Below are 26,257 nucleotides of genomic sequence, written 5' to 3' on the forward strand. Positions count from 1 at the left end.
GCAAAACTTTTATGGTTTGCGCTTTTTTTATTTTATCATAATAAATAAAATTAATTATTATAAAAAACAGTATAAAAAGGTTCTAATCTATTTTTTTTAAAGCTTGAAATCAAACTGTAATCTTTTAAAATATTTAAAAAAGTCTTATTCTTATCATTAACGTCAAAAGACACTTTTTCATCATTTAATATATCAGTAAATTTACCTCCCATTTTTTTAAGCAACTCTACTATATTATATACATTATTTTCATCTGAAAAAGCCAAATTAATTAAACAAATTTTAATATTCTCTGCTAAATTTGAAGTTATTAATTTCTCTAATATTTTTTTTGTAAACTTTGAATCTTTCTTTTTAATATAAAATTCTGCTATCTTATTTAAAAAATCTAGATTTTCATTATTATTTATATCATTCTCTCGATCTGCAATAATTACATTTAAGGATTCAATACTTAAATTTGAATTTAAAAGATTTTCAACAAATTCAATTTCAAAATTATAAGTGCTTATTTCTGAAGTAAAAGTTTCTTCATTTTTTTCTATCAACCTAACTAATACATCTTTATTTTTCTCTATCAATGAGTCAATCTCTTCTTGATCAAGTATAAAAAAATCCTTTTCTTCTAAATATGAAATTCTTGATTTTATATTTATTTCATTTGATTTTAAAACCAAATCTCCTGAATCTGCAAAGATTGCTTCAAAAGAATCCTGTGAAAGATTTTCATCGTTTATAAGCTCATAAATAAAATCATCACATGAACTATTTTCACCAAATAAAATATCTTCTTTTTCATAAATACCTAATACAGATATTTTTGTATAGTTATCACTATTATTTAAGAAAGTAATCAGATCTGAATCAAGCAAACTTTCCCAACTATAATATTCTAAAATATTTTCCCAAGAAGAGAAAATTTTATTTTTCTGAATTAATAATGTTTGAATTTCTTTTACAGGAATACTATCAAAAGAATTTAATTTGTCTGTAAATCCTTTTCTTATTATTTGTAATTTATTCTCTAAACTAATTTTTTCATCATTTTGTTCTAATAAATACAAAACATCTTCGGGTTTTTCGTTTATATTTTCTTCAATAGCTAAATAAACATTTTCCACATATTCTTTTAATTTTTTATTTATTCTTATATATAAATTGGATGTTTCATTAGATTTTAAAAACCCAAAATTTGAATAAAAAAACTTGTTCGCATCGTAATTATATTTTCTATCTATTCTTGAAAAAAGATTTAAATTATCAATATTAATCTGATACAAATCGTGGAGATAAACTTTTAATAATAAATTTTTAATTTTTTCAGAATAAGTTATTGAAATAAATTGAACTTGTAAAACCTCTAAAGTTTTTATAAAATAATCTGTATTTATTCTTTCAAATACATCTTTAAGTAAATCTTTATCTGAATTAATAAAATTTGTTAATCCTTTATTTTTATTCAACTTTATCAAAGTCCTATCACCAGTGTCATCTGAAAATAATTGAATTAAATCAAGCAGAATAGTTCTTCTTAAATCTTCAGAAAATTTTGTTTCTACCAAATTCCAGAATTTGTCCCATTTAGTTATTTCAATATAAAAGTTAGTTGTGGTAACTTGATCATTGCTTACTTTTTTTAAAAAGCTTTCGATAAAATAAACACTCTGATCATTGTAATTTTGAATTTGTTCTAATACAAAATCTAATTTTTCATTTCTTAATTTAGGATGTTGACAATCTTTCAATAAAAGCTTCAAAATATCAAAAATTAATATTGAATTATTTTTAAATCTTATATCTCTTATGCTCTTTACCAAATTTTCTACATCTTCAATTTTCTCTTCAAAAGAAGTAGTTTCATTCTGATTTATTCGCATCATTAATGTATGATCATTAGAAGATAATGAACCTGGATGAAAGTATGAAACGTACTCAATAAAATCCTCATTTAAATAATCATTTTTGAATAGATACTTAAATAAACTAATATTAGGATTTACTATATTTTCAATATATTCTTTACCATCAACATTTCTATATATTTTAGACGAGTAAACTAGTTCCAAAAAATGATCAACTCCTTCATTATAATTTTCACATAATTCAAATAAACTTAAATTTTTAATATTTTGCTTTTCATTATTTAAAAAAAGGATTTTCCTTTCTAATAAAGCTATTTTATTTTCATGAAAATCATTAATGAGCTTTACTCTTTTATTATATGTTAATTCACTATCCATTTCATCTTCAACATCTTTGAAAGAAATACCTGAGTTATGATTTCTAACATACTCATAACTGAACTTAATATTACGAGATTCCTTTATTTTTTCGAAATTTTCATCAGTAATTAGGTTATCACTCAACTTCATCCCCTCTATATCTATAATTTTTTGCAAGTGTTTTTCCTCAATTAACACCATCAAATTAAAAATATAAATTTTTCTTAGCTCATTTACATCTCTCAAAACTTGTTTACTCAATAATTTTTCCAATTCATTCTTTTCTTCAATTTTAGCTTTCAACTGATCGTCAATTCCTACAATAATTTTTTCCAAATCTTTGTCTTTATTAAAATCTTTTTTAAAAATTCGATGCAGTTTCGATTCATTTTTTTGAATTCTCGCAAAATCATCTGGAAATATGTTTTTGTAAAATATAATTGCAAAGAGCTTATTTTTATCAATATTAGGTTTATCAATAATTAAAATCTCGTTGTACAATTTAAATTCATTACAAATATTGATAACTGTACGCATGTCATACACGTAATTAGAAACTTCAGAAATAAAATTTTTATCTAAAAAACTTTTATTTTCTATGGCAACTGCATTTTCATTCTTTTCCTTTTCAAAAAAGCTTTCTAATTTTAAAAGAAACATATTTTTTGAATTACTATAATCAGTGATTGGTATAACAGGAACAATTATATCAAAAAACTTTGTCTTATCTTCTAGAATTAGTTCATCTTTTACCGAATAAATAAACTTAACTGCCTGAATAACATCCTTCGACTGTTTAATTAAAATGGAGAGTTCTCTAATTTTTGAATATAATTTGATAGCTACATCATCACTAAATCTATCGATATCTTCAACAATAACAATATTGGTATTAGTTTTTTCAAAGAAGTAAATTATTTCATCTATATTTCTATTAAAAACAGAAAGATCTTTATCCGTTTTTTCATTAACTATTTCAAGAGTATTAGGTGTTAATTTTGAGAGTTTTAAATTCTTTATCTTATCAAATGATTTATAAAAAATATAAAATATTCCAGCAACAAAAAAAAATCGTATAAATTCTGTCTTTGTTTTAATTCCTTTAAAGAGAATAAGCTTTTCATTAATCTCTTCAAAAAATAAAAAAATTAAAGAATAGAACCACAATGTCAGTAAGCAGATGAAAATTAATTTTCGAAAAGGCTTAGTAAAATCAATTCTTTTATATGAAGATTCTTTTATTTTTATTTTTTTCTCATAATATAGAATTTGCTGAACTATACTTGTTTCTATTAATTTTTCATCCGATTTATCATCTTTAAAACTTGCTAAGGAAATATGTAAATATTCATTACCTCTATTACTTTTACAAAATTCGTTAATGATTGTGCTTTTACCTGTTCCAAATCCACCCGTTAACGCAATATTTGTTACGTTTTCATTACGTATTGCAAAGGATAAAGCATCAAGATATTTATTTATCTGATTATTTCTTGTTTCATTAGGCAAATTTGCAGTCAAATCTTCAAGTGACAATTGATTCGTGACTAGATTATCTTTACATAAGATAGTTTCAACTTTAGTTAGATAATCAATAGTATTTTTAAACAGTATCTGTAAACACTTAATCAAAAACTCTTTGAATATTTCAAATTTATCTATTAAGAACTTTTTACTTCTGTTAAAAGACCACATAATTATCAGGATTGCTAATAAAACTAAGATATTTGAGTTTATGTATTCTCTCATTGATAAGTATTTATTTAAATTTAAAACAGCGAAAGCTATTAATTATATTAGATTTATTTTTACGGTTTTCCTCACTAATTTTAATCTTGTGGAATTTTCAAATATATATAAACAAAAAGCCCTTAAACCAAGTAAAAACACCTGATTTAAAAGCCAAAAAATAATCTTTATAATTAAAATTTAAATCCCAAAAAAGCTTTTAGAATTCCTCGTCGTTTCCTCCGCTGCTTTAGCTAAAGTAATTCCTTTAAACTGTGCAATTGTTCCGGCAACATAGGGCAGAAAAGCAGGTTCGCAACGACGTTCGTGGTATTTCTTCAAGAGACTGTTTGGGACATTTTTAGGAAGCATAAACGGCGCATCGGTTTCAATCATCATTCGGTCGAGCGGTACGTACTGAATGACTTCTTTTAAATGGCTGAAACGTTTAACATCTGAAATCGCTCCCGTAAAACCCAGATAAAATCCGTTATCGAGATAGCTTTTGGCTTCTTGCAAAGTTCCCGTAAAACAATGCACAACAGCTTTGGGCAGTTTCGGCAGATAGTCTTTTGTTATATTCATAAACGAACTAAAAGCGCTTCTTTCGTGCAAAAACAAAGGTTTCTGCACTTCTATCGCCAATTCTAATTGGGCTTTGTAACATTCTTCCTGTTTGTTTCTGGGCGAAAAGTCACGATCAAAATCGAGTCCGCATTCGCCAACAGAAACTACGTCTTTCAGTTCTAATAATTTCCTGAGTTTCGAAATACTCTGCGCATCAAAACTCTTCGCGTCATGCGGGTGAATTCCGGCTGTAGCATATAATACTCCCGGATATTGTTTTGCGATTTCTAATGATGCTTCGCTGTTTCGCACGCTTGTTCCCGTTAGGATCATTTGCGATACATCGGCGTCAATCGCGTCTTGTACAACATCGTCTATGTCGTTTTGGAATTGTTTGTTGGTTAGGTTGATTCCTATGTCTATGTAATTCATTTTTTTTAAGTTGTTAAGGTTCTGAGAGGCTAAGGTGCTAAGGTTTTTTCTCTCTTAACCGATTATTTTTTCTTTTAAGATTTTGTAGAAGAAAGATGCAGGAAATAAAACATTCCAATCTTTCTTCTTGACTCTTGCTTCTTTTTACTTCTCACTTCTCACAAAAACCACCTCATTTTTAAATTCTGCTTCAACCACTTTTCCGTAAATAATTTTGGTCCAGCCATTTTCGAATCCGTGATTGTTGGCGATTAGGAAACCTTTGTTTGCGTCGGTTTTTATAATTTTATGAGCGTCGATATATCTGCCTTTTACTTTGCAGAATACAATATCTCCTATTTGGTAATTTTCGCTTTTTTGAAAAGTTAAGAGACTGCCGCTTTTTAAAATCGGACGCATTGAGTCTCCAAATGCTTTCATCTTTCCATTTCCGACTGTTTCTAATTCTGTTTTCAGTCGTTCGTATTTGTTCATTTTTTTTTAAAAGGTGCTAAGGTTCTAAGAGGCTGAGATGCTAAGTTTTTTCCTCTTTGTGACCTGTTATTATTATTTAAGATTTTGTAGAAGAAAGAGGCAAGAAACAAGATTTTTCAATCTTTCTTCTTACCTCTTGCTTTTTCTTAATCTTCCTTACTTCCATCGTCTGCCATTCTAACCAGTTTCGGCGTAAATTTGGCAACAACATCTACTAACTCTTTCTGCGCTTCCATAACCTGATTGATATCTTTATACGCCATTGGGGCTTCGTCCAGACCTGCTCCAATAAGCGTAACGCCATGATCTCTCAGTATCGATTTCATTTCGGTTTGTGTGATGTTTTTGATGGCTTGGGTTCTGCTCATTTGTCTTCCTGCTCCATGCGAAGCCGAATTAATGGCATTCTCCTCACCTTTTCCTCTCACCAAAAATCCCGGTGCGGTCATACTTCCCGGAATGATTCCCATAACGCCTTTTCCGGCTGGAGTTGCTCCTTTTCTATGTACGATCACTTCTTCGCCGTTCCAGATTTCTTTCCAGGCAAAATTATGGTGGTTTTCGACTTTGGCTAAAATTGTCGCACCTAGAGCGCGTTCCATTTTGTTATGGATAATCTCGTGACAAGCCGAAGCGTAATCTCCCGCCAAGTTCATCGCTAACCAATATTCCTGACCTAATTGTGAACTCATATCCAGATACGCCAAGTTTTTTGCCACTTCTGGAAGTTTACATTCGTCTTTAGCGATTTTAGTATAATGTCCGGCAATAGTTGCTCCCATTCCGCGTGAACCAGAATGCGTTAACAAAGCGACGTATTTTCCTTTTGGGATATTCAAGACCGCATCATCTTTTGCAAATTCCATGATCCCGAATTCGACAAAGTGATTTCCACCACCCGAAGATCCTAATTGCGACCAGGCTTTATCTTTCAAATTCTTCACAAACGGATTCATATTGAACGTATCGTTCTCCAAAACCGCATGATCTGATTTGTACTGACCATGAAATCCGTGACCTGCTCCAAAAATAGAATTGGCAATTAATTCTTTTTTGAATTTAGCTTCGTTTTCAAAGTAAAAATCTTCTGGAATATCATAAACCGACAACGCCATTCTACACCCAATATCAACTCCAACACCATACGGAATAATGGCATTTTTTGTGGCTAAAACTCCGCCAATCGGTAATCCGTAACCTTGGTGTGCGTCTGGCATTAAAGCTCCCGCAACGGTAACTGGCAGTTTCATGGCAACTTCCATTTGTTTTCTGGCTCCGTCTTCGATATGATCTAATCCGTAAGCCGAATATGCATTTGGATTTTCATTTAAAGCAATGAAATCTTCTGGTTTTTCATTCGATTTTTCGATTAAAGCAACAGCCAGTTTGCTGAAGATTTTATCGTCGATATAATTCTCCGGAGTTTCTAAGACGTTTTTGAAATTTGCTATCATTTCGTCTCTGGTAAATCCGTTTCTTTTGCTGTTAATTTTTAAGGCAATCCCAATTATTTTTCCTTCAGGGAATCCTAATTCTAATATATCTGTACCGTTTATTTGTGTTTTCATTTTTCTTTCTATTTTGATAGTACAAAGGTTAAATGCTACTGCGCAGTTATTTTGCGTAGTTTTTTTATTTCTCGCAATCCCGATAGCTATCGGGAGCAGACGCGCAAAGATTTTTCTTTTTTAAGCCACAGATTATGAGGATTAAAAAGGTTTTTTTTTTCATTTCGACGTAAGGAGAAATCACACTAGAAACTCCGCACAGAACGTCTCCAATCTTTGTCGAATCCCGCGTGTGATTTCTCCTTACGTCGAAATGACAAACTGTGTGGTTATTGTAACCTCAAAGATTATTTTCCCGCTCCCGATAGCTATCGGGATTGCAGATTCAGCAGATAAAAAAATCCTTTTAATCCTCATAATCTGTGGCAAAAAAACTTAGCGTCTTTGCTCCCGATAGATATTGGGATTCCGAGATTCAATTTACCAATCTTTGCAGAGACGCACAGCAGTGCGCCTCTACAAAAACCTTAAAATCTTAGAACCTCAGAACCTTAGTCCCTTAGAACCTTTTTAATCAACCAATAATTGCGTCACAACCGCTGGATTCATCGCCCATTGTGCTGTATAAACTTCATCGGCAACTTCATTTTCAGTAATCGTTAAACCTTGAGCTTCCGCTTTAAGCTGTAACAAACTACCAATATTCAATTTGCTGTTTAGTTTTGATAACAACGCCTGAACGCCTTTGAAATCCAATCCGCCTACAACCTGACCTCCAAAAGTCATCTCTAACCAAACAATTTCTCTTTTGGCTACATCCAACACTCCAAAAACCAAACCTTTGGCAACATTCTGCGTCACACGAACCTGATGATCTACACACGACGGATCGTACGCAACACCAGTTTTCTCCGAAATTTTCATCGGGTGTTTGCTGTTCATCCAACCTACGACTAAATTTGGCGTAATACTTCCGTTGCTGTACGCATTACAAGTAAAAGTTACAAATTTTGCTTTGGCTTTCGCCAATTCGTCGATGTTGATGTTGATATATTCGGCAGTTCCAATTTTATTCGGAATGCTACGGATATCTCCACTATGCTGACAACCTGTAGTTGTCAATCGGCTGAAAGAGCACATATCTAAGCGATCTTCATATGCAATCTGACAGCTCAAATCCATATCTAAATGCTGCGCTGGCAAATCTTTACCCCACTGCATGAACAATCGAACTTCGTTTCCTTCAATTGGGAAACGTGTTCCCATTAAAGCAACTGGCAAATCCTGAACTGTATCACTTCGATCTCCTATAGAAACCGGAATGTTAAACAATTGCGGATCGATATAGATTGTTTTATTGGTATTAGCAACTTTTGCAAATCGTTTTTTCATGGCTAAAAGACACAATTCTTCGATTTGATTTTTCATTGCTTCCAACTGAAAATCTTCATACAACTTCAATAAAGCGTTTGCTTCAATTCGTTTGTTTGTTCCACCCAAAGGTTTCACGCTTCTCTCCATGTTTTTATCAAAGTAATTTTGAGCATACATGTTTAAAGTAAACACCAACCGAGCCGGAACTTTATCGATAATTTCTTCAAAATGAGCAACAGTTTCCTCTGCTCCAAACCATAGCATGTTCGAGAATAACGAACGAGCAAATAATCCTGGACGTTGTTTCAATAATCCAAATGTTTTATCGGCGTCAAATTTCAATCTTGACGAATCTACTTTGCTCTGCCAAACGTCATACACTTGGTTGTAGAATACATCCATTAAAAAGTTCAATTTCTCAAACCCTTTTCTTTTGCTGTATTCTGCCAAACGCAGCGCACGGATAAAACGAACCCACATTCCTCTTTTTGGGTGCATGGTTTCGCACATCGCTTCAACGTCCATGTTCATATTATTCAACCAGTTTGCGACCATTAAACATTCTTTTCGGGAATATTTAAGTTTCAAATCTTTTTGAGATGCAATTCTGGCCTGAACGCTTGTATCTAAAACATTATGGAAATGCTGTGCATTTTTTGATGTTCTTTTGATAATCGTTTTTGGCTCAATAATTTGAAGCATTCCTGTATTTTTATACCACAAGTATCGTAAGATATCTGTTGGCGTTTTCAAAAACTGAGAGGCTTCTTCTTCTTTACCATTTTCGATCAAAAGATCGATTACCAGCATTAAAGTTTCCTTCATTGCCACTTCGGTTTTTGGTAAAGGCAAATATTGCATCGCCATTTTTAAACTATCTACCTGAGTAGCGTCTAAAGCGGTTTTAGATTGCAATAACGATATATAGAAATCATTTAAATCTTTTTCTGTCCACAATTCAAGCATTTTCAATTTGCTTCCTTGTCCGATATTTTCCAGTTTTCCAAATTCAAACGGAGTTCCGCAGAACGGACAACCGTTGTATCTTTCTAATGGAAAAGTATTATCTGGGATAATATGGCCGCATTGTAAAGTTGTTCCGTTTTTAGTTTTAAAAACATTTCCGAAAAAAGTGATGATATGATCTACAACAGATTCGCCTGTTGGAACGTTCCATTCTTTTACCAATGGCGTCCAGTTTTTATCTGTTCCTAAAACTTCTCTTAGAACTTCTAAAACCTCGATTTTATAGTTCGGGCTTACGTTGTTTAAAGCGTGAAGCAAAGTTTCAGAAAATGTAAATCCAAGTTTTGACACATTGGCTAACAAAACGGATGTTGTTCCTGATAAATTTTTAACATCATTCGTAATCATTTCTGACGGAATGAAAATAGCATTTTGACGTAAACTGATTTTTAATAATTCTTTTGTTTTCATTTTTTTTAATTTTTAAAATTTAGATAATTGTGCTTCTGAGTTCTACCTAAAAGATTTTTGAAGTAAGAAACACTTGACCTGAAATTGGAGGATAATTGATTAACTGAAACATTCGGATTGTTGGGTTTCCCCAAAGAAGTAAGTTAATCTTGACCCTCGTTTTTTTATTAATGATAATTTTAAAACTTAATAACCAGCAACTTCCTTTCGGAAGTTAGGAGTCGAACCTAAGAAGTAAGTTTTAATTGACCATTAATTGTGGAGCAGGTGGGATTCGAACCCACGACACGGACATTAAAAGTGTAAGAAGTAAATTTTGATTGACCTTTGATTGATAATTTCAAAACTACCTGCTCTACCACTGAGCTACTGCCCCAATTATGATTATTAAATAAAAAGGTAATGGTGTAAGTGTGTACATTGGAAAGTGTTTTCGAAGTAACTCAAACTTGACCTGTTTTATTCTTTTTTTTATTTCTATGAACGTTTGTTTTTATTTCTGAACAAAGATTTCTAAACTAGTGCGCAGTTATTTTGCGTAGTGAAATTAAAATTTAAATTCTTCGATTATTTTACTGTTTATTCTTTCTTTAATGATGATTTTATCTTTATCAAATTCTATATAATGTCCTGTCCAGCAATCTGAAACTTCTGTTGCAACTTCATGGTTATTTACACAAAGTATATTTAATCCATTTGAACCATCACTTCCACAACATCCAGAAAATCTATTTAAATCTGGATGCTTTTTTAAATTATAATCAGCAAGAGCTACCACTAAAGATTTCTTATTTGTATGCGTATTCATGAAAATAGAAAAATTATTTTCCAGCATAATATCCATACCCTCCTCCCAGCATAAATCTGTTTCAGGAATTTCTGCTAACTCAGAAGTTAATTCAACTTCGCATTCTTTACAATAAATTTTAATAGTTCTCATAACTGTTTCATTTTTACATTGCAAAGATTTCAAAACTACTACGCAATTATTTTGCGCAGTAAAAAAGAATTTTAAATTTGAGTGAAAATTAATTTAAAAAAAGCACGTAAGTCCCAGAAGGACGGTATATTTATAGATATTTTTAAATTACAAAAAACATTAGCCCCAGCTGGATGGCATATTTATAGCTATTTTCAAATTACAAAAACATAGTCCCAGAGGGACGGCATATCTATAGCTATTTTCAAATTACAAAAAACATAAGTCCCAGAGGGACGATATATTTATAGCTATTTCAGGATTCATTTCAAAAGCCCAAAGAGAGATGGACATATTTATAGCTATATCTAGATTACAAAAACATAGTCCCAGAGGGACGATATATTTATAGCCATTTCAGGATTCATTTCAAAAGCCCCGGCGGGGCGATATATTATTAATAAAATTGAAGGTGTCGCTCCGCTGGAGCTTTTTAACCGTTGTCTATAAATTGGCCATAAATATTTTGCTATAAATATTTTGCTATAAATATTTTGCTATAAATATTTTGCTATAAATATTTAACTCCTCCGGAGCTTTTTACTACATTCAAATTTGATTAGTTATAATATTGTGCTTCGTTGGAGGTTTTAATAGATTAAATAAAAAAACAACATGAATTTAGAGAAAATTTATTCTGAATTACTTTCGAATATTGGCTTTTCAGCGAATGAAATACAAAAAAACTGGATTGGCTTAGAAAAGGCGTATTCGAAAAAATCAAGACATTATCATAATCTTACGCATTTAAAAGAAATGACTGCCAGTTTTGAAACGTATCGTGATAAACTTCAAAATCCGAATGAAATATTATTTTCTATTTTTTATCATGATTTTGTGTATTCGGCTTCTAAAAAAGATAATGAACTTAAAAGCGCCGAATATGCTGTATCTATTTTTACAGATGATAAACCCGACAGGTTTCAAAAACCTGTCGGGTTTGCAGAATTTGATAGTCAATTGGTTTTTGATGCGATTTGTGCCACACAGCAACATCAATATAATTCTATTGAAGATATTAATTGGTTAATCGATTTTGATTTGAAAATCCTTGCTAAAGATTGGGAAGATTATACAATCTATTTTGAGAAAATTAGAAAAGAATATCGCATTTATCCTGATTTTCTCTACAAACCCGGGCGCGCGAAAGCCTTGACGCATTTTCTGGAGAATGAATTTATTTTTCAGACTGAGGAATTCAGAGGTTTATATGAGGAAAAAGCGAGAGCAAATATTGAAAAGGAGATTTTATTATTAACGTAGATAATATGCATACGTTGTTAAACCCTACAGGTTTTGAAAACCTGTAGGGTTTGTTATTCGAAACAATGTTATGAGACGAAATTTAATTATTACCGTAAATGCGTGAGGGATTGAGGCGATATCTCCCAATTTAGAAAAACAAGGCTTTTTCGCCGTAGTTTTTGTTAATCGAGAATAAAGCCGATCCCGAAGCTTCGGGACGACCCGTAGCGACACGCCCATATTATACAAAGGTTTGTTTAAGTTAATTTCCGGAGTAATTAGGACAGCCAAAACATTTTCTGCGGAGATCAAACTGATAGGTTAAAGAAAGTTCATAAATACCTCCTGTTTTTCCAATTTTGGTTGTATTAAAATCATAAGAAAAACCTAGTCTTAGATGTTCGTACTGCAATCCTGTCAACAAATTCACAGAAGTCATTAAATCGCCGTTGGCACCATTTTTTGATGGATTTGTCACCGCCGTTGCTCCAAAAAATATTTTTTCGAATAATATAGAAGCACCTAAGTCAAGTCTGTTGTATCTACCTTGCTGCATGTAATTTGAAGTTAGAAAAAACTTTGTTTCATACGGAAGCAGTAATACATCTATATAGTCTATTATCAAAAATTCGTAGCCGGCACTCAACGAAAAGAAGGTGTTTAAAGGCACGTTTCCTTCAGAACTAAATGCAATATTAGGTCTGTTAAGATGTTTCATTGACAGACCTATCCAGGCTTTGTCTGTATTGAAAACCATTCCGGCAGAGACGTCAAAAAATGTGGCTTTTCTGTTCAGTAACATAGGATCCATTGAACTGGTATTAATAACTCCTGTTCGTATGTTAATCTGATCTTCGAGCAGTAAATTCTGGAACGCAAATGATTTTAATCCAAATCCGGCTTCTATTCCGGGTCTAAATTCCCAATAATCATTCAGCCTTACTTTGTAGGCATAATTTGCGTTTAGCTGAGAGAAATTATAATTGGTTACATTTTCCCTTTGGTTTAAAAAGCTGATTCCTAATCCGCTGTTCATGCTGTCACTCCATGTATTTACGAATGCATAATCGGTGTCGATTCTAAGATCTAATTCCGGCCATTGTTCACGGTGAATTATACCTGCATAAGTAGTTTCCATAAAACCTGTAAATCCGGGATTTAAGGTTTCGGGTATTAAAAAATATTGTGTAAAAATAGGATCCTGAGCTCTTGCCTTTGTAAATAAGCAACATGCAATTATTATAGTAAATAGTTTTAATTTCATTGGTAATTCTGGCTGCTTATTTAATTAGTGTAAAGGCTCCTTTTTCGACTATAGTATGGTTGTAAAAGGTTTTTAAGGTTATTTTGTAATAGTAATTTCCATTTTCGGCATCAATATCTTTCACTTTACCATTCCAGCCTCTAATATTGGTTCCTTTTTCTGTATAGATTACACCGCCCCATGTATCAAAAACATCCAGTGTTATATCAGATAATCCTAAAAATACCGGAGCAAACGTATCATTATATCCATCATTATTAGGAGTAAAAGCATTTGGCATTATGAGACTGTAACCTTTCTCAACTTTAATGGTTGCTGAATAAGAGTATTGACAGCCAAAAGGATAAGTAACAGTTTGCTTAATAGTATAGGTTCCTACTTTAGTATAAATATGTTTTGGATTTTCTTCATTTGAAAAATTACCGTCTCCAAAATCCCATGAAATCAATGTAAAATCGCCTGTAGCTAAATTGGTAAACGTTATTGGATCGTAAATAGAATATAAATCATACATGTCTTTTCCATAAGATCCGGTTGAGAAATTAGCAGTACCCAAAACAGGTGTGTTAACGTTGTATGCTACTTCGGCTTTACAGCCAAAACTGTCTGTTACGCTAAATATGATCAAACCATTATTTTCGGTATTCATAATTTCATTATTAGTTCCAGAAACTACTCCGTCTGACCAGCTTAAGGTATAAGGCGGAATTCCTCCTTTTACATGACCTACAAAGGTTTGCTTGACATATTTGGTTTCACAATTATGATCGGTTATTACTTCGATTGAAGGTGTTAGCTGATCAAATCTGGTAATTGTCCAGGTATCAGATTGTTTACAGCCGTTAGCATCTGTTACAACAACAGTATATTTACCCGGAACAAGATTTACTAAGTCTTCTGTTCTGGCACCATTCGACCAGCTGTAAGTATAGGGCTGTGTACCTCCTGTTACAATTAGATTGACTGCTCCAGTATCCGATCTTGTACAATCTAAAGGATTAGAAACTTCTCCTTTTATTTCAAGCAATAATGGTTCTACAATTGTAAAAGTTTCTTTTATTACACAATTTTTCGCATCGGTAATAGTTACAGAATACTTTCCTGGTCCTATATTATTTCTTTCAATTCCTGCCGTCGCATCATCATCCCAAACAAGTCGCACAGGAGCTTTACCTCCTATGAGATTTAAACGTATATATGCATCTTTCTGACCAAAACAAGAAATCTGCTTTACATCTGGTTTAATGGTAAATACCGGCGCATTGTCTATAACTATTGTAAATACTTTTGGACAGCCTAAAGCATCTGTAATCGTTATTACATAAGTCCCAGCCGATAAGTTATTCTGTACACGTCCAGAACCTAAATTACTCCATTTAATAATATACGGTTCTCCCGCTGCAAAAGGAACACCACCCGTAATGTTATTTATAGTAATCGAGGCATCGGCATAATTATAACATGCTATTTCGGTTTTTGTATAATCTAACTTTATTTCGTCATTTTGAAGCAGCACAACCTGTAAATTAGAAACACAGCCAGAATTATCAGTAACGGTTAAATTATAAGTTCCGGCAGCTAAATTTCTCGGATTTTGAACTGTGCTTCTATATCCATTTGGTCCAGTCCAGTTGTATCGGTAATTAAATATTCCCGGAGAAATTTCTGTTGCTCTTCCTCCTGTAGTTGTTACATTAATTTCGCCGGTTGAATATCCATAACACAATATATCTACCTGGCTTACATAACTAACTTTTAACAACGGAGGTTCAATTATCGTAAAACTTCTATTCAGGACATCACATGAATTTACTTCTGTAATGGTAACGTGATAATCACCAGGTCCTAAATTAGCCGGATTTCCGGTATTAGCAGTATAAGGCGCTCCGTTTTTGGTCCATACATAAGTGTAAGGCAGAGTTCCGCCAGATACTGACACATTAATTCTTCCGTCATTTAAACCAAAACAGGTAATGTCATTTTTGGATTCTCCAACAACCTGAAATTTACCTGGTTCGCTGACATAATAACTTTGATTGAATGGACATCTTCCGTTATCAATAACTCTTAAATTATAATATCCCGGTTTTAAATTTGAAATATTTTGATCTGAACTCGCAAATCCGTTAGGACCTGTCCATGAAAAATTATATGGATTTCCAGTTGCAAAAGGAATTCCTCCCGCAACAGCAATAGTTATACTTCCGTCATTTGAGCCAAAACAAGTACCTGTTTTTATTGTTTCAGTAACTTTAATTAATGGGTCGACCGTTACCGTAATTGTAAAATCTGGTCCCGGACAAACCGTAGATATTGGCGAAACAGTATAGGTAACTGTTGCCGGAGCATTTGTATTATTGGTAAGTGTCTGGCTAATATTTGTTCTTGGAGATGATTGTGCAAAAGCACCGCTCACAGCTCCAGGAGGAGAAACTACAGGAGCAGACCAAACATAGGTCGTTCCTGCAGGAACATTATCTGTTCCGTTTGTAAATGGTGTAACCTGAAAAGATGCTCCGCTGCATATCTGTACAGATTTTGGTGTTATAACAGGAGACAAAACTGTATTAACCGAAAAATTTTGTGTTTTTGTGGTAGTACCGCAGCTGTTCGTTACACTAAAAGTTGCCTGATAATTTCCGCTGACTGTATAATTAATTGACCCTGGATCAAGTAAAGTTGACGATGAAGGCGTTCCTCCGGGAAAACTCCATAAATAGGTAATCTCGCTGGCCGGAGCACAGGTTTCTTCTACCTTACCGACTGGTTTAATTGTTGCCGAATTACAAAAATCAGATATCTTTTCTAATGTAATTACCGGTGGTTTTTTTACCTGAATGGTTTTTACAATTGAACGGTCTATTCCGCAGGAGTTTCTTGTAGTTAATCTAACATAATAAGTCCCCGGCATTACAAAATTAAATACTGGCTCTTTTGAATAATAATAAGTACCATTGGCAAAATTCCACTGCCCTCTTCCTGTCCCCGGAACTGACTCTTTGCCGCAAAATCCTTCAACATAATTAATTACTTCCCAATAATAGCTTTCTACACCACAGCTTAAACTTGTATCGGTAGTATTTGTAATTTGTAAATTACTGGATGCACAAGCATTACCAAAAGTAAAATTGGGTTCTAAAATTGGTTCAACACATATTTGTCTTGTTGCCGTATTGCCTATTCCACAAGGCGTTTGTGCCCTTAATGTAATTGTATAAGTTCCTGGTCTTGTATATACGTGTGCAGGATTTACTTCTCTCGATACCGGAGTTCCGTCTCCAAAATCCCACGTGTAAACGTTGTATGTACTACAGCCATTAGTATAACCAGCCATTGTAGTATTGCTAAAATAAGCGTAAGTATTAGCACATATTATACTGTTTACATTAAAACTTACGGTTGGTACATCTAAAATAATAATAGGTCCAGCTGTTAAATAAGTACTTCCGCAAGATGTTGTTATCGTTAAAGTTACTGTATTTCCAGACGGACAATTAAATCGTGTAAAAGTATGCGGAATAGGGAAATTTTGCGACGCACCAGGATTTGCACTATTGTAATAAGGCGAACTTTCTAATTGCTGCTGCGTATAATTTTGAAATGTACCATCTCCATAATTTACTTGATAATTGGTGTCAGACGGATTCAGTCCCCATGATCCTATTGCAAAATCCATTGGAGGAACCGGTGTACATAAATTGGTAGTATTACCCGGCGCAATAAGAGCACCAATTGGATTGTTAGAATTTTTTACAACATAAGTAATCGAATTACTGCATGAATTTGTTCCTAAGGCAGTAATCGTCATATTAAACGCCCCTAATTTTTGATATTCGTGAGTTCTGGGAAACGTAACGTTTGTTTCTGAAGTTCCATCTCCCCAATTGACATTATATGAAGTAATACAAGAAACTGAAGCCGAGCTATTACCCACATTAATCGTATACTTAGGATTCGAGTTATTATCACCGCATCGCTCAAATGGTTTCGCAGATCCTGCCGCATTTAAATCTACAAACTTTAAATCGGGCTTTTGAGCAACCGAAACAGTTTTTGAAACACTATTTATCTCACCATTTGCATCTGTAACAGTCAATCTTACGGTAAAATTTTGCAACCCGCAGCCAAGTGCCGTAAAAGTATGATTCGGATTATTAACTGTCGATGTAGTTCCATCACCAAAATCCCAGCTGTAAACAAAAGGAGCTGCACCGCTCACTATTGCGTTAAATGTTACCGGTGTGCCGGAACAGCTGTTATTATTTGTAAAATTAAAATCTACAGAAGGGGGAACAGTTAAATTATAACTATTAAAAAACAGGTTTGAATTATCATCTGCATGAAGAGCAAACACTGAAGTGGTTATTAAAAAAATAAAGCTTAAAGGCAGTAAGTAAAGTTTCCCCATATATGTCGAATCAAATTTGTGCGTAAAAGTATATGATTTTTTAACATAAAAAAATATTAAAAAACCGATTTAAAATCAATATGTTAAATTTTAGTGCGCAACACTATTGCGTATTAAGATTAAATGAAATATTTTTAATAAAAAATAAAACAGAACCAAATGTAAATCTTGCAAAGACGCGAAGTCGCAAAGTTTTTCTCTCGCAGATTGAGCAGATTTAAGAGTTTTTTTTTTAATCATCTTAATCCTTTAATCTGTTGCACAAAAAAATAAATCTTTGCGCCTTTGTGCCTTTGCCGCAAAAAACAACACAATAATGTCACAAAACAAAAACGCCTTAATACGATACAAAACCATCGATAAATGCCTGCAGAATAAATACAGACAATGGACACTCGAAGATTTAATCGAAGAATGCTCCGAAGCTTTATTTGAATATGAAGGAAGACAAAATCCAATCAGCAAGCGAACCATCCAGATGGATATTCAGCTGATGCGAAGTGAGAAATTGGGTTATAATGCGCCAATCGTAGTTTACGATAAAAAGTATTATAAATATGAAGACGAAGATTTTTCGATAACCGATATTCCGCTGACGGAAACCGATATGAATGTTTTGACGGAAACGGTTTCTATGCTGAAACAATTTAAAGATTTCTCATTATTTAATGATGTATCGGATATTCTACAGCGATTAGAGGATAAAATCTACGCCGAGAAATCGCATACCAAACCTGTTATTTATCTGGATAAAAATGAGAAATTAAAAGGACTCCATTATCTGGACGAAATCTATCAGGCGATTATCAAGAAAATGGTTCTCATTATTACTTATAAATCTTTTAAATCCAGAGAAGAAACAAAATTCCATTTTCATCCTTTTATACTAAAAGAGTTTAATAACCGCTGGTTTTTAATTGGAAAGAAGAAAGCCTCACAGCCGATTACCAATTTAGCATTGGACAGAATCATTTCTATTGATTACGATTTTAATCATCCTTATTTAGAAGAAGATTTTGATGCTGATAATTTTTATAAAGATGTAATTGGTGTTACGGTGAATTCAGGATTGAATGCAAGACGAATTGAGTTATGGGTCGATGCTTCAAATGCGCCTTATGTTCTGACAAAACCTCTGCATACCTCTCAGCGATTAATTAAGGAAAATGAAGACGGAAGCGTCATTATACATATATATGTAATTCCAAATTACGAAATGGAACGACTTTTATTAGGTTTTGGAAGCTGTTTAGAGATTTTAAAGCCCGAAGGTCTGAGAAATCGTATGAAAAAGACCCTACAGGATGCAATTTCGCGCTACGATTCTGAAAAACCAACTGAAATAAATGCATAATTTTTTACGGAATATAGAATTAAATGCTTTTTAAAAATTAAAAAAAGATTTTACCGCATTAAAAATGTTAAAATCTAAAAAAAGAATAGTATATTACACTTAAAATAAACCACCAAAACCCTCTAAATCAGGGATATTTTATAACTAACCAAAAAATTATTAAAAAATTATATGCATGCATAGTATTTTTTAATTATATTTGAAATCGATATAGTTACCTATGAAAGACAAAACGATAGATTATATTTTGAGAGCTACATGGCAGGCTGTTTCAAGAATGTATAATGAAGAAGCTGCTAAATACGACGCAACAATGGCGACAGGATTTGCTCTTTTAAGTATGGACAAGGAAGAAGGAACTCCATCAACAGCTCTTGGCCCTAGAATGGGTATGGAAGCGACAAGCTTAACAAGAACCTTAAAATCTATGGAAGAAAAAGGTTTGATTGTTCGCAAAAAGAACCCAAGCGACGGCAGAGGTGTTTTAATCTACCTGACCGATTTTGGAAAAGAAAAAAGAGATCTATCTAAAAATACAGTTCTAAAGTTTAATGAAACCGTTAGAAAACATGTTTCAGAAGAAAAACTGAATCATTTTATCGAGGTTTCTGAAATTATCAATGAACTGATTCACGATAAAAACATATTTAATCAAACAGAAAACACAGAAAATAAATAGTTTTTAAAAAGCATTTATTTTCTCCTACAAACAAATAATAACAAGTATGAAACGCACAATTAAAAAAGTTGCTGTAATTGGATCCGGAATTATGGGTTCAGGTATAGCTTGTCATTTTGCTAACATTGGTGTCGAAGTTTTACTTCTGGACATTGTACCGCGTGAACTGACCGAAGCTGAAGCTAAAAAAGGATTAACACTTGAAAGTAAAGCCGTTCGCAACCGTGTGGTAAACGAACATTTGGCGAATTCATTAAAATCAAAACCCTCTCCTATTTACAGTCAGAAATTCGCAAACCGAATCACGACTGGAAATACAACTGATGATATGGCAAAAATTGCCAATGTTGACTGGATTATTGAGGTTGTTGTGGAGCGTTTAGACATTAAGAAATTGGTTTTTGAACAAATCGAGAAATTCCGTAAACCGGGAACTTTAGTTACTTCTAACACTTCTGGTATTCCAATTCACTTTATGAGTGAAGGAAGAAGCGAAGATTTCCAACAGCACTTCTGCGGAACTCACTTTTTTAACCCTGCGCGTTACTTAAAATTATTTGAAATTATTCCTGGTCCAAAAACTTCAACTGAAGTATTGGATTTCTTAAACGAATACGGATCTAAATTCTTAGGAAAAACTTCTGTTGTTGCTAAAGATACTCCGGCGTTTATTGGAAACAGAATTGGTATTTACGGAATCCAGAGTTTATTCCATTTGGTTAAAGAAATGGGATTAACGATTGAAGAAGTTGATAAATTGACAGGACCAGTTATCGGTCGTCCAAAATCAGCTACTTTCCGTACGGTTGACGTTGTTGGTTTGGATACTTTGGTACACGTTGCCAATGGTATTTACGAAAACTGTCCTAACGACGAGCAACACGAATTGTTCAAACTTCCTGATTTCATCAACAAAATGATGGAAAATAATTGGTTAGGAAGCAAAACCGGACAAGGTTTTTATAAAAAAGTAGATAAAGATATTCTTTCTTTAGACTTAGATACATTAGAATACCGCGCTGCGAAAAAAGCAAATTTTGCTACTCTTGAACTAACAAAAACTATTGATAAACCTATTAATCGTTTTAAAGTTTTAGTAAAAGGAACAGACAAAGCGGGAGAATTCTACCGTAAGAGTTTCGCCGGAATGTTTGCTTATGTGTCAAACAGAGTTCCTGAAATCTCAGACGAATTATATAAAATTGACGATGCCATGAAAGCTGGTTTTGGATGGGAAAATGGTCCATTCGAAATCTGGGATGCTATTGGTGTTGCCAAAGGAATTGAAATCATGAAAGCAGAAGGTTTAGAGCCTGCAGCATGGGTTACTGAAATGTTAGCTTCTGGAAGCGATAGTTTCTACTCTGTAAAAGAAGGGGCAACTTATTTCTATAACATTCCAACAAAATCACAAGTAAAAGTTCCTGGACAAGATTCATTCATCATCCTAAACAACATTCGCGAAAGCAAAAAAGTTTGGAGCAACAGTGGCGCAATCATTCAGGATTTAGGAGACGGAATCTTAAACTTAGAATTCCAATCTAAAATGAATACAATTGGCGGCGACGTTCTTGCCGCAATCAATAAAGCAATCGACTTATCTGAAAAAGAATATCAAGGTTTAGTTATTGGTAACCAAGCAGCGAATTTCTCTGTTGGAGCTAATATCGGAATGATTTTCATGATGGCAGTTGAGCAGGAATACGACGAATTGAACATGGCAATTAAATTGTTCCAAGACACCATGATGCGTGTTCGTTACTCTTCTATTCCAGTTGTAGTGGCGCCTCACGGAATGACTTTTGGAGGTGGATGCGAAATGAGCTTACATGCTGATAAAGTGGTTGCTGCGGCAGAAACTTACATGGGATTAGTTGAATTTGGTGTTGGAGTTATCCCTGGCGGTGGTGGTTCTAAAGAAATGACTTTAAGAGCTTCAGATTTATTCCGCAAAAATGATGTGGAATTAAACGTTCTTCAAGAGTATTTCTTGACAATCGCTATGGCTAAAGTTTCGACTTCTGGTTATGAAGCTTTTGACACTGGACTTTTACAACATGGAAAAGACGTTATTGTAGTCAACAAAGATCGTCAGATTGCTGAAGCTAAAAAACATGCTTTGCTAATGGCAGAAGCTGGTTACACACAACCAATCAGAAGAAACGATATTAAAGTTTTAGGAAAACAAGCTTTGGGTATGTTCTTAGTAGGAACAGATCAAATGCAAGCTGGAAAATACATTTCTGAGCATGACAAGAAAATCGCTAACAAACTGGCTTACGTAATGGCTGGTGGTGATTTATCTGAAGCAACTTTAGTTTCTGAACAATATTTATTAGATATCGAACGTGAAGCTTTCTTGAGTTTATGTACAGAACGTAAGACTTTAGAGAGAATCCAGTACATGTTGACTAAAGGAAAACCGCTTCGTAATTAGCATTGAGTATTAAGATTTGAGTATTAAGATTAAAAGAATTATGCATCAATTTGAAAAGTTGAAAATCTGGCAAAAGGCTATGGATATTGTAGAAAACGTCTACAAAGTTTGTGCAGAATTACCCTCAAATGAAAAATTTAACTTAATAAGTCAAATAAAAAGATGTGCAGTATCTATCCCTTCAAATATAGCTGAAGGTTCTGGTAGAAATTCTAATAATGAGTTTGCTCATTTTTTAGGAATTGCAAATGGTTCAACTTATGAATTAATCACTCAATTAATGATTTCAAAACGTTTGAAATTAATAGCTGAAGAAAAAATATCAACTATAATAAATGAATTAGTAGAAGTCAGCAACATGAATTTTGCGCTTCAAAGATCTCTAAAAAAATAATAACTATATCGATTGGCAGTCTTAATACTTAATACACCAATCTTAATACATTTTATAAATGAAAACAGCATATATAGTAAAAGCATATAGAACAGCAGTTGGAAAAGCTCCAAAAGGTGTTTTTAGATTTAAAAGACCTGATGAATTAGCTGCAGAAACGATCCAGTTTATGATGGATGAACTGCCTAATTTCGATAAAAAACGTATCGATGACGTTATGGTAGGAAATGCCATGCCGGAAGCGGAACAAGGTCTTAACGTTGGACGTTTGATTTCTTTAATGGGATTAAAAGTAGAAGACGTTCCTGGAGTTACAGTAAACCGCTACTGCGCATCTGGATTAGAAACTATTGGAATGGCGACTGCTAAAATCCAATCAGGAATGGCAGATTGTATCATTGCGGGTGGTGCAGAAAGTATGAGTTATATCCCGATGGGAGGTTACAAACCAACTCCGGATTATAAAGTTGCTGCAGCGGGTCACGAAGATTACTATTGGGGAATGGGTTTAACTGCTGAAGCGGTGGCTAACCAATATAAAATCTCTAGAGAGGATCAGGATGAATTTGCTTACAACTCTCATATGAAAGCTTTGAAAGCGCAGGCAGAAGGAAAATTTGACAAACAAATCGTTCCAATTACTGTTGAGCAGACTTTCATCAATGAAAATGGAAAAAAAGAAACAAAATCATACGTTGTAAATAAAGACGAAGGTCCAAGAGCAGGAACTTCTAAAGAAGCTTTAGCAGGTTTAAAACCAGTTTTTGCTGCTGACGGAAGTGTAACTGCTGGTAATTCTTCTCAAATGAGCGACGGTGCTGCTTTCGTTTTAATCATGAGCGAAGAAATGGTAAAAGAATTAAATCTTGAGCCAATAGCTCGTTTGGTAAACTTTGCTTCTTCTGGTGTTGAGCCAAGAATTATGGGTATCGGTCCAGTAAAAGCTATTCCAAAAGCCTTAAAACAAGCAGGATTAACATTAAACGATATCGAGTTAATTGAGTTAAACGAGGCCTTTGCTTCACAAGCTTTAGCAGTAACTCGCGAATTAAATATAAACCCGGAAATCGTAAACGTTAACGGTGGAGCTATCGCTTTAGGTCACCCTCTGGGATGTACAGGAGCTAAGCTTTCAGTTCAGTTATTCGATGAGATGAAACGCAGAGGTAACAAATACGGAATCGTTTCTATGTGTGTAGGAACTGGGCAAGGTTCTGCGGGGATTTACGAAGTGTTGTAGTTTTTTTTTAAGAGGAAAGAAGCAAGAAGCAAGACTTGATTTTTGGAATGCAGATATTCTAAAAGTGCATTTTTAAAAGTAGTAAAAAACTTACTTTTTATTTTTCTTCTTATCTTGCCTCAAAAAAACATGAAACACAATTTTAAGAATTTGAAAATTTGGATTTTAGCTATGGAAATTACAAATGATATCTATAAACTAACTGCCACTTTTCCAAAATCAGAAACTTATAGTTTGTCAAATCAAATGAATAGATGTTCTGTTTCAATGCCTTCTAATATTGCTGAAGGTTCTAACAGAGGAAATAAACACTTTCAGCATTATTTGAATATTAGTTTAGGTTCATCATTTGAATTACAAACACAATTGTTGATAGCCTATCAAAATGATTATCTATCTAAAACAAAAATAGAAGAAATAGAAAACAAAATAATTGAATTTCAAAGGATGACATCAGGTTTTATAAGTAAGTTAAATTAAATCTTGCTTCTTGCCTCTTTCATCTTATCAATCTAAAAAACAAAAAAGTCATGAGCGACAAAACAAGAGGAGGTCAATTCCTAGTTAAAGAAACAAAATGCGAGGACATCTTCACACCAGAAGATTTCTCGGAAGAGCAGTTAATGATGCGTGACTCTGTAAAAGAGTTCGTAGACAAAGAATTATGGGCGCATAAAGATCGTTTTGAGAAAAAAGATTACGCTTACACAGAATCTTCTATGCGTAAAGCTGGTGAACTAGGACTTCTTGGAGTTGCAGTTCCTGAAGAATACGGCGGATTAGGAATGGGATTTGTTTCTACAATGTTGGTTTGTGACTACATTTCTGGAGCAACAGGTTCATTCTCTACTGCTTTTGGTGCACACACAGGAATTGGAACTATGCCAATTACCCTTTATGGTACAGAAGAACAAAAGAAAAAATACGTTCCGAAATTAGCTACTGGAGAATGGTTTGGAGCTTATTGCTTAACTGAGCCAGGTGCAGGATCTGATGCTAACTCAGGAAAAACTAAAGCAGTTTTATCTGAAGATGGAAAATACTACTCTATCACAGGACAAAAAATGTGGATTTCGAATGCAGGTTTCTGCAGCGTTTTCATCGTTTTTGCTCGTATTGGAGATGATAAAAATATTACAGGTTTCATCGTAGAAAACGATCCGTCTAACGGAATTTCTATGAATGAAGAAGAGCATAAATTAGGAATCCGTGCTTCTTCTACTCGTCAGGTTTTCTTCAACGAAACAAAAGTTCCGGTTGAAAACATGTTATCTGAAAGAGGAAACGGTTTCAAAATTGCAATGAACGCGTTAAACGTTGGTCGTATTAAATTAGCAGCAGCTTGTTTAGATGCTCAAAGAAGAGTTACTTCTGGTGCTGTAAAATATGCTAATGAAAGAATTCAGTTCAATACATCTATTTCATCTTTTGGAGCTATCCGTTCTAAATTAGCTGAAATGGCAACTAATGCTTATGCAGGAGAAAGTGCTTCTTACCGTGCTGCAAAAGACATCGAAGACAGAATCGCTGCTCGTGAAGCAGAAGGAACAAGCCACCAGGAAGCAGAATTGAAAGGTGTTGAAGAATATGCTATCGAGTGTTCTATCTTGAAAGTAGCCGTTTCTGAGGACGTTCAAAACTGTTCTGACGAAGGTATCCAGGTTTTCGGTGGAATGGGATTCTCTGAAGATACTCCAATGGAAAGTGCCTGGAGAGATGCTCGTATCGCTCGTATCTACGAAGGAACAAACGAAATCAACAGAATGCTTTCTGTAGGTATGTTGATCAAAAAAGCAATGAAAGGACACGTTGATTTACTTGGACCAGCAATGAAAGTTCAGGAAGAATTAATGGGAATTCCATCTTTTGATACACCGGATTTCTCTGAATTATTCTCAGAAGAAAAAGTAATCGTGGCTAACTTGAAAAAAGTTTTCTTAATGGTTGCCGGAAGCGCTGTTCAAAAATACGGTCCGGATTTAGATTCTCACCAACAATTATTGATGGCTGCTGCTGATATCTTAATCGAAATCTACATGGCTGAAAGTACTATTCTTAGAACTGAGAAATTAGCTAAAAAAGAAGGTGAAAATAAAGTACAAGAGCAAATCGCTATGGCAAAATTATACTTGTACAAAGCGGTAGATATCGTAAACTTAAGAGGAAAAGAAGGAATCGCTTCTTTCTCTGAAGGTGACGAACAACGTATGATGTTAATGGGACTTAAACGTTTCACTAAATACACTAACCTGCCAAACGTAGTGGCATTAAGAGAAAAAATCGCAGAAAAATTAGTTGCAGAAAATTCATACTGTTTCTAATATCAAAATAGTTTTTAGCTTTTAATTTGTTTAAACCCGCACAAGTCCGAAACTGTGCGGGTTTATTTTTTTTTATCATTTTAAAAAAGCCGTAAAAGCATTACACGCAATATTTTTGCAACGATTTGCAAAATATTCGTTAAAATTAACTTTTCGAAGCTGGCAGAATAGTAAATCTTAAATTCTAATGTTTT

The 26,257-nt window shown here is 33.6% G+C and carries 16 protein-coding genes and 1 tRNA gene; 8 read left to right on the plus strand and 9 right to left on the minus strand.

What is annotated here, in order from left to right; all coding sequences use genetic code 11:
- Window positions 1-50: 50 nt before the first annotated feature.
- From PQ462_RS17355 to PQ462_RS17385, 7 genes are all read right to left on the minus strand, one after another.
- Window positions 51-3,971 (minus strand): YobI family P-loop NTPase, encoded by a 3,921-nt coding sequence (locus PQ462_RS17355; protein WP_274250946.1) that lies wholly within the window; start codon window positions 3,969-3,971, stop codon window positions 51-53.
- Between the two features lie 180 nt (window positions 3,972-4,151).
- The gene (locus tag PQ462_RS17360) at window positions 4,152-4,949 is read right to left on the minus strand and encodes a TatD family hydrolase (protein ID WP_274250947.1); all 798 of its coding nucleotides are present in this window, start codon (window positions 4,947-4,949) and stop codon (window positions 4,152-4,154) included.
- Between the two features lie 144 nt (window positions 4,950-5,093).
- On the minus strand, window positions 5,094-5,423 hold the full coding sequence (locus PQ462_RS17365) for a S24 family peptidase (protein ID WP_274250949.1): 330 nt from the start codon (window positions 5,421-5,423) through the stop codon (window positions 5,094-5,096).
- A 146-nt stretch (window positions 5,424-5,569) separates the two neighbouring features.
- On the minus strand, window positions 5,570-6,991 hold the full coding sequence (locus PQ462_RS17370) for an RtcB family protein (protein WP_274250950.1): 1,422 nt from the start codon (window positions 6,989-6,991) through the stop codon (window positions 5,570-5,572).
- A 510-nt stretch (window positions 6,992-7,501) separates the two neighbouring features.
- Entirely contained in the window at window positions 7,502-9,742 is a 2,241-nt protein-coding gene (locus PQ462_RS17375) for a hypothetical protein (protein ID WP_274250951.1), read from the minus strand.
- Between the two features lie 259 nt (window positions 9,743-10,001).
- Window positions 10,002-10,118 (minus strand) — tRNA-OTHER (locus PQ462_RS17380).
- Window positions 10,119-10,289: 171 nt separating this feature from the next.
- Entirely contained in the window at window positions 10,290-10,682 is a 393-nt protein-coding gene (locus PQ462_RS17385) for a hypothetical protein (RefSeq protein ID WP_274250952.1), read from the minus strand.
- Between the two features lie 654 nt (window positions 10,683-11,336).
- Between PQ462_RS17385 and PQ462_RS17390 the strand changes: the two genes are divergently transcribed.
- Window positions 11,337-11,984, plus strand: coding sequence for an HD domain-containing protein (locus PQ462_RS17390; RefSeq protein ID WP_274250953.1), 648 nt, complete (start codon window positions 11,337-11,339; stop codon window positions 11,982-11,984).
- A gap of 244 nt (window positions 11,985-12,228) precedes the next feature.
- On the opposite strand, the gene PQ462_RS17395 is transcribed toward PQ462_RS17390, so the two are convergent.
- Together PQ462_RS17395 and PQ462_RS17400 are read right to left on the minus strand one after the other, a co-directional pair.
- Window positions 12,229-13,230: a PorP/SprF family type IX secretion system membrane protein gene (locus tag PQ462_RS17395; protein WP_274250954.1), complete on the minus strand. Its 1,002-nt coding sequence runs from the start codon at window positions 13,228-13,230 to the stop codon at window positions 12,229-12,231.
- A gap of 16 nt (window positions 13,231-13,246) precedes the next feature.
- Window positions 13,247-17,638 carry a PKD domain-containing protein gene (locus PQ462_RS17400; protein WP_274250955.1) on the minus strand — a complete coding sequence of 1,464 codons (4,392 nt, stop codon included), beginning with the start codon at window positions 17,636-17,638 and terminating at the stop codon, window positions 13,247-13,249.
- Window positions 17,639-17,954: 316 nt separating this feature from the next.
- Here PQ462_RS17400 and PQ462_RS17405 point away from each other — a divergent pair, with 316 nt between their 5' ends.
- The 7 genes from PQ462_RS17405 (at window position 17,955) to PQ462_RS17435 (ending at window position 26,063) form a co-directional block, all read left to right on the plus strand.
- Window positions 17,955-18,992 (plus strand): helix-turn-helix transcriptional regulator, encoded by a 1,038-nt coding sequence (locus PQ462_RS17405; protein WP_274250956.1) that lies wholly within the window; start codon window positions 17,955-17,957, stop codon window positions 18,990-18,992.
- A gap of 220 nt (window positions 18,993-19,212) precedes the next feature.
- Entirely contained in the window at window positions 19,213-19,671 is a 459-nt protein-coding gene (locus PQ462_RS17410; protein ID WP_202003504.1) for a MarR family winged helix-turn-helix transcriptional regulator, read from the plus strand.
- 46 nt (window positions 19,672-19,717) lie between these two features.
- The gene (locus tag PQ462_RS17415) at window positions 19,718-22,108 is read left to right on the plus strand and encodes a 3-hydroxyacyl-CoA dehydrogenase/enoyl-CoA hydratase family protein (RefSeq protein ID WP_274250957.1); all 2,391 of its coding nucleotides are present in this window, start codon (window positions 19,718-19,720) and stop codon (window positions 22,106-22,108) included.
- Between the two features lie 40 nt (window positions 22,109-22,148).
- On the plus strand, window positions 22,149-22,502 hold the full coding sequence (locus tag PQ462_RS17420) for a four helix bundle protein (RefSeq protein ID WP_274250958.1): 354 nt from the start codon (window positions 22,149-22,151) through the stop codon (window positions 22,500-22,502).
- Window positions 22,503-22,560: 58 nt separating this feature from the next.
- Window positions 22,561-23,742: a thiolase family protein gene (locus PQ462_RS17425; protein WP_012026720.1), complete on the plus strand. Its 1,182-nt coding sequence runs from the start codon at window positions 22,561-22,563 to the stop codon at window positions 23,740-23,742.
- A 129-nt stretch (window positions 23,743-23,871) separates the two neighbouring features.
- Window positions 23,872-24,222: a four helix bundle protein gene (locus PQ462_RS17430; RefSeq protein WP_274250959.1), complete on the plus strand. Its 351-nt coding sequence runs from the start codon at window positions 23,872-23,874 to the stop codon at window positions 24,220-24,222.
- 50 nt (window positions 24,223-24,272) lie between these two features.
- The gene (locus tag PQ462_RS17435) at window positions 24,273-26,063 is read left to right on the plus strand and encodes an acyl-CoA dehydrogenase family protein (protein WP_274250960.1); all 1,791 of its coding nucleotides are present in this window, start codon (window positions 24,273-24,275) and stop codon (window positions 26,061-26,063) included.
- Window positions 26,064-26,257: the final 194 nt, after the last annotated feature.

Origin of the sequence: Flavobacterium sp. KACC 22758, from assembly GCF_028736135.1 — a bacterium.
Taxonomy (GTDB): domain Bacteria; phylum Bacteroidota; class Bacteroidia; order Flavobacteriales; family Flavobacteriaceae; genus Flavobacterium; species Flavobacterium johnsoniae.

Bases quoted from the DNA above. Each gene is read 5' to 3' on its own strand.
- PQ462_RS17355 (WP_274250946.1), bottom strand. From the start codon at position 3,971: ATGAGAGAATACATAAACTCAAATATCTTAGTTTTATTAGCAATCCTG.
- PQ462_RS17360 (WP_274250947.1), bottom strand. From the start codon at position 4,949: ATGAATTACATAGACATAGGAATCAACCTAACCAACAAACAATTCCAA.
- PQ462_RS17365 (WP_274250949.1), bottom strand. From the start codon at position 5,423: ATGAACAAATACGAACGACTGAAAACAGAATTAGAAACAGTCGGAAAT.
- PQ462_RS17370 (WP_274250950.1), bottom strand. From the start codon at position 6,991: ATGAAAACACAAATAAACGGTACAGATATATTAGAATTAGGATTCCCT.
- PQ462_RS17375 (WP_274250951.1), bottom strand. From the start codon at position 9,742: ATGAAAACAAAAGAATTATTAAAAATCAGTTTACGTCAAAATGCTATT.
- PQ462_RS17385 (WP_274250952.1), bottom strand. From the start codon at position 10,682: ATGAGAACTATTAAAATTTATTGTAAAGAATGCGAAGTTGAATTAACT.
- PQ462_RS17390 (WP_274250953.1), top strand. From the start codon at position 11,337: ATGAATTTAGAGAAAATTTATTCTGAATTACTTTCGAATATTGGCTTT.
- PQ462_RS17395 (WP_274250954.1), bottom strand. From the start codon at position 13,230: ATGAAATTAAAACTATTTACTATAATAATTGCATGTTGCTTATTTACA.
- PQ462_RS17400 (WP_274250955.1), bottom strand. From the start codon at position 17,638: ATGGGGAAACTTTACTTACTGCCTTTAAGCTTTATTTTTTTAATAACC.
- PQ462_RS17405 (WP_274250956.1), top strand. From the start codon at position 17,955: ATGTCACAAAACAAAAACGCCTTAATACGATACAAAACCATCGATAAA.
- PQ462_RS17410 (WP_202003504.1), top strand. From the start codon at position 19,213: ATGAAAGACAAAACGATAGATTATATTTTGAGAGCTACATGGCAGGCT.
- PQ462_RS17415 (WP_274250957.1), top strand. From the start codon at position 19,718: ATGAAACGCACAATTAAAAAAGTTGCTGTAATTGGATCCGGAATTATG.
- PQ462_RS17420 (WP_274250958.1), top strand. From the start codon at position 22,149: ATGCATCAATTTGAAAAGTTGAAAATCTGGCAAAAGGCTATGGATATT.
- PQ462_RS17425 (WP_012026720.1), top strand. From the start codon at position 22,561: ATGAAAACAGCATATATAGTAAAAGCATATAGAACAGCAGTTGGAAAA.
- PQ462_RS17430 (WP_274250959.1), top strand. From the start codon at position 23,872: ATGAAACACAATTTTAAGAATTTGAAAATTTGGATTTTAGCTATGGAA.
- PQ462_RS17435 (WP_274250960.1), top strand. From the start codon at position 24,273: ATGAGCGACAAAACAAGAGGAGGTCAATTCCTAGTTAAAGAAACAAAA.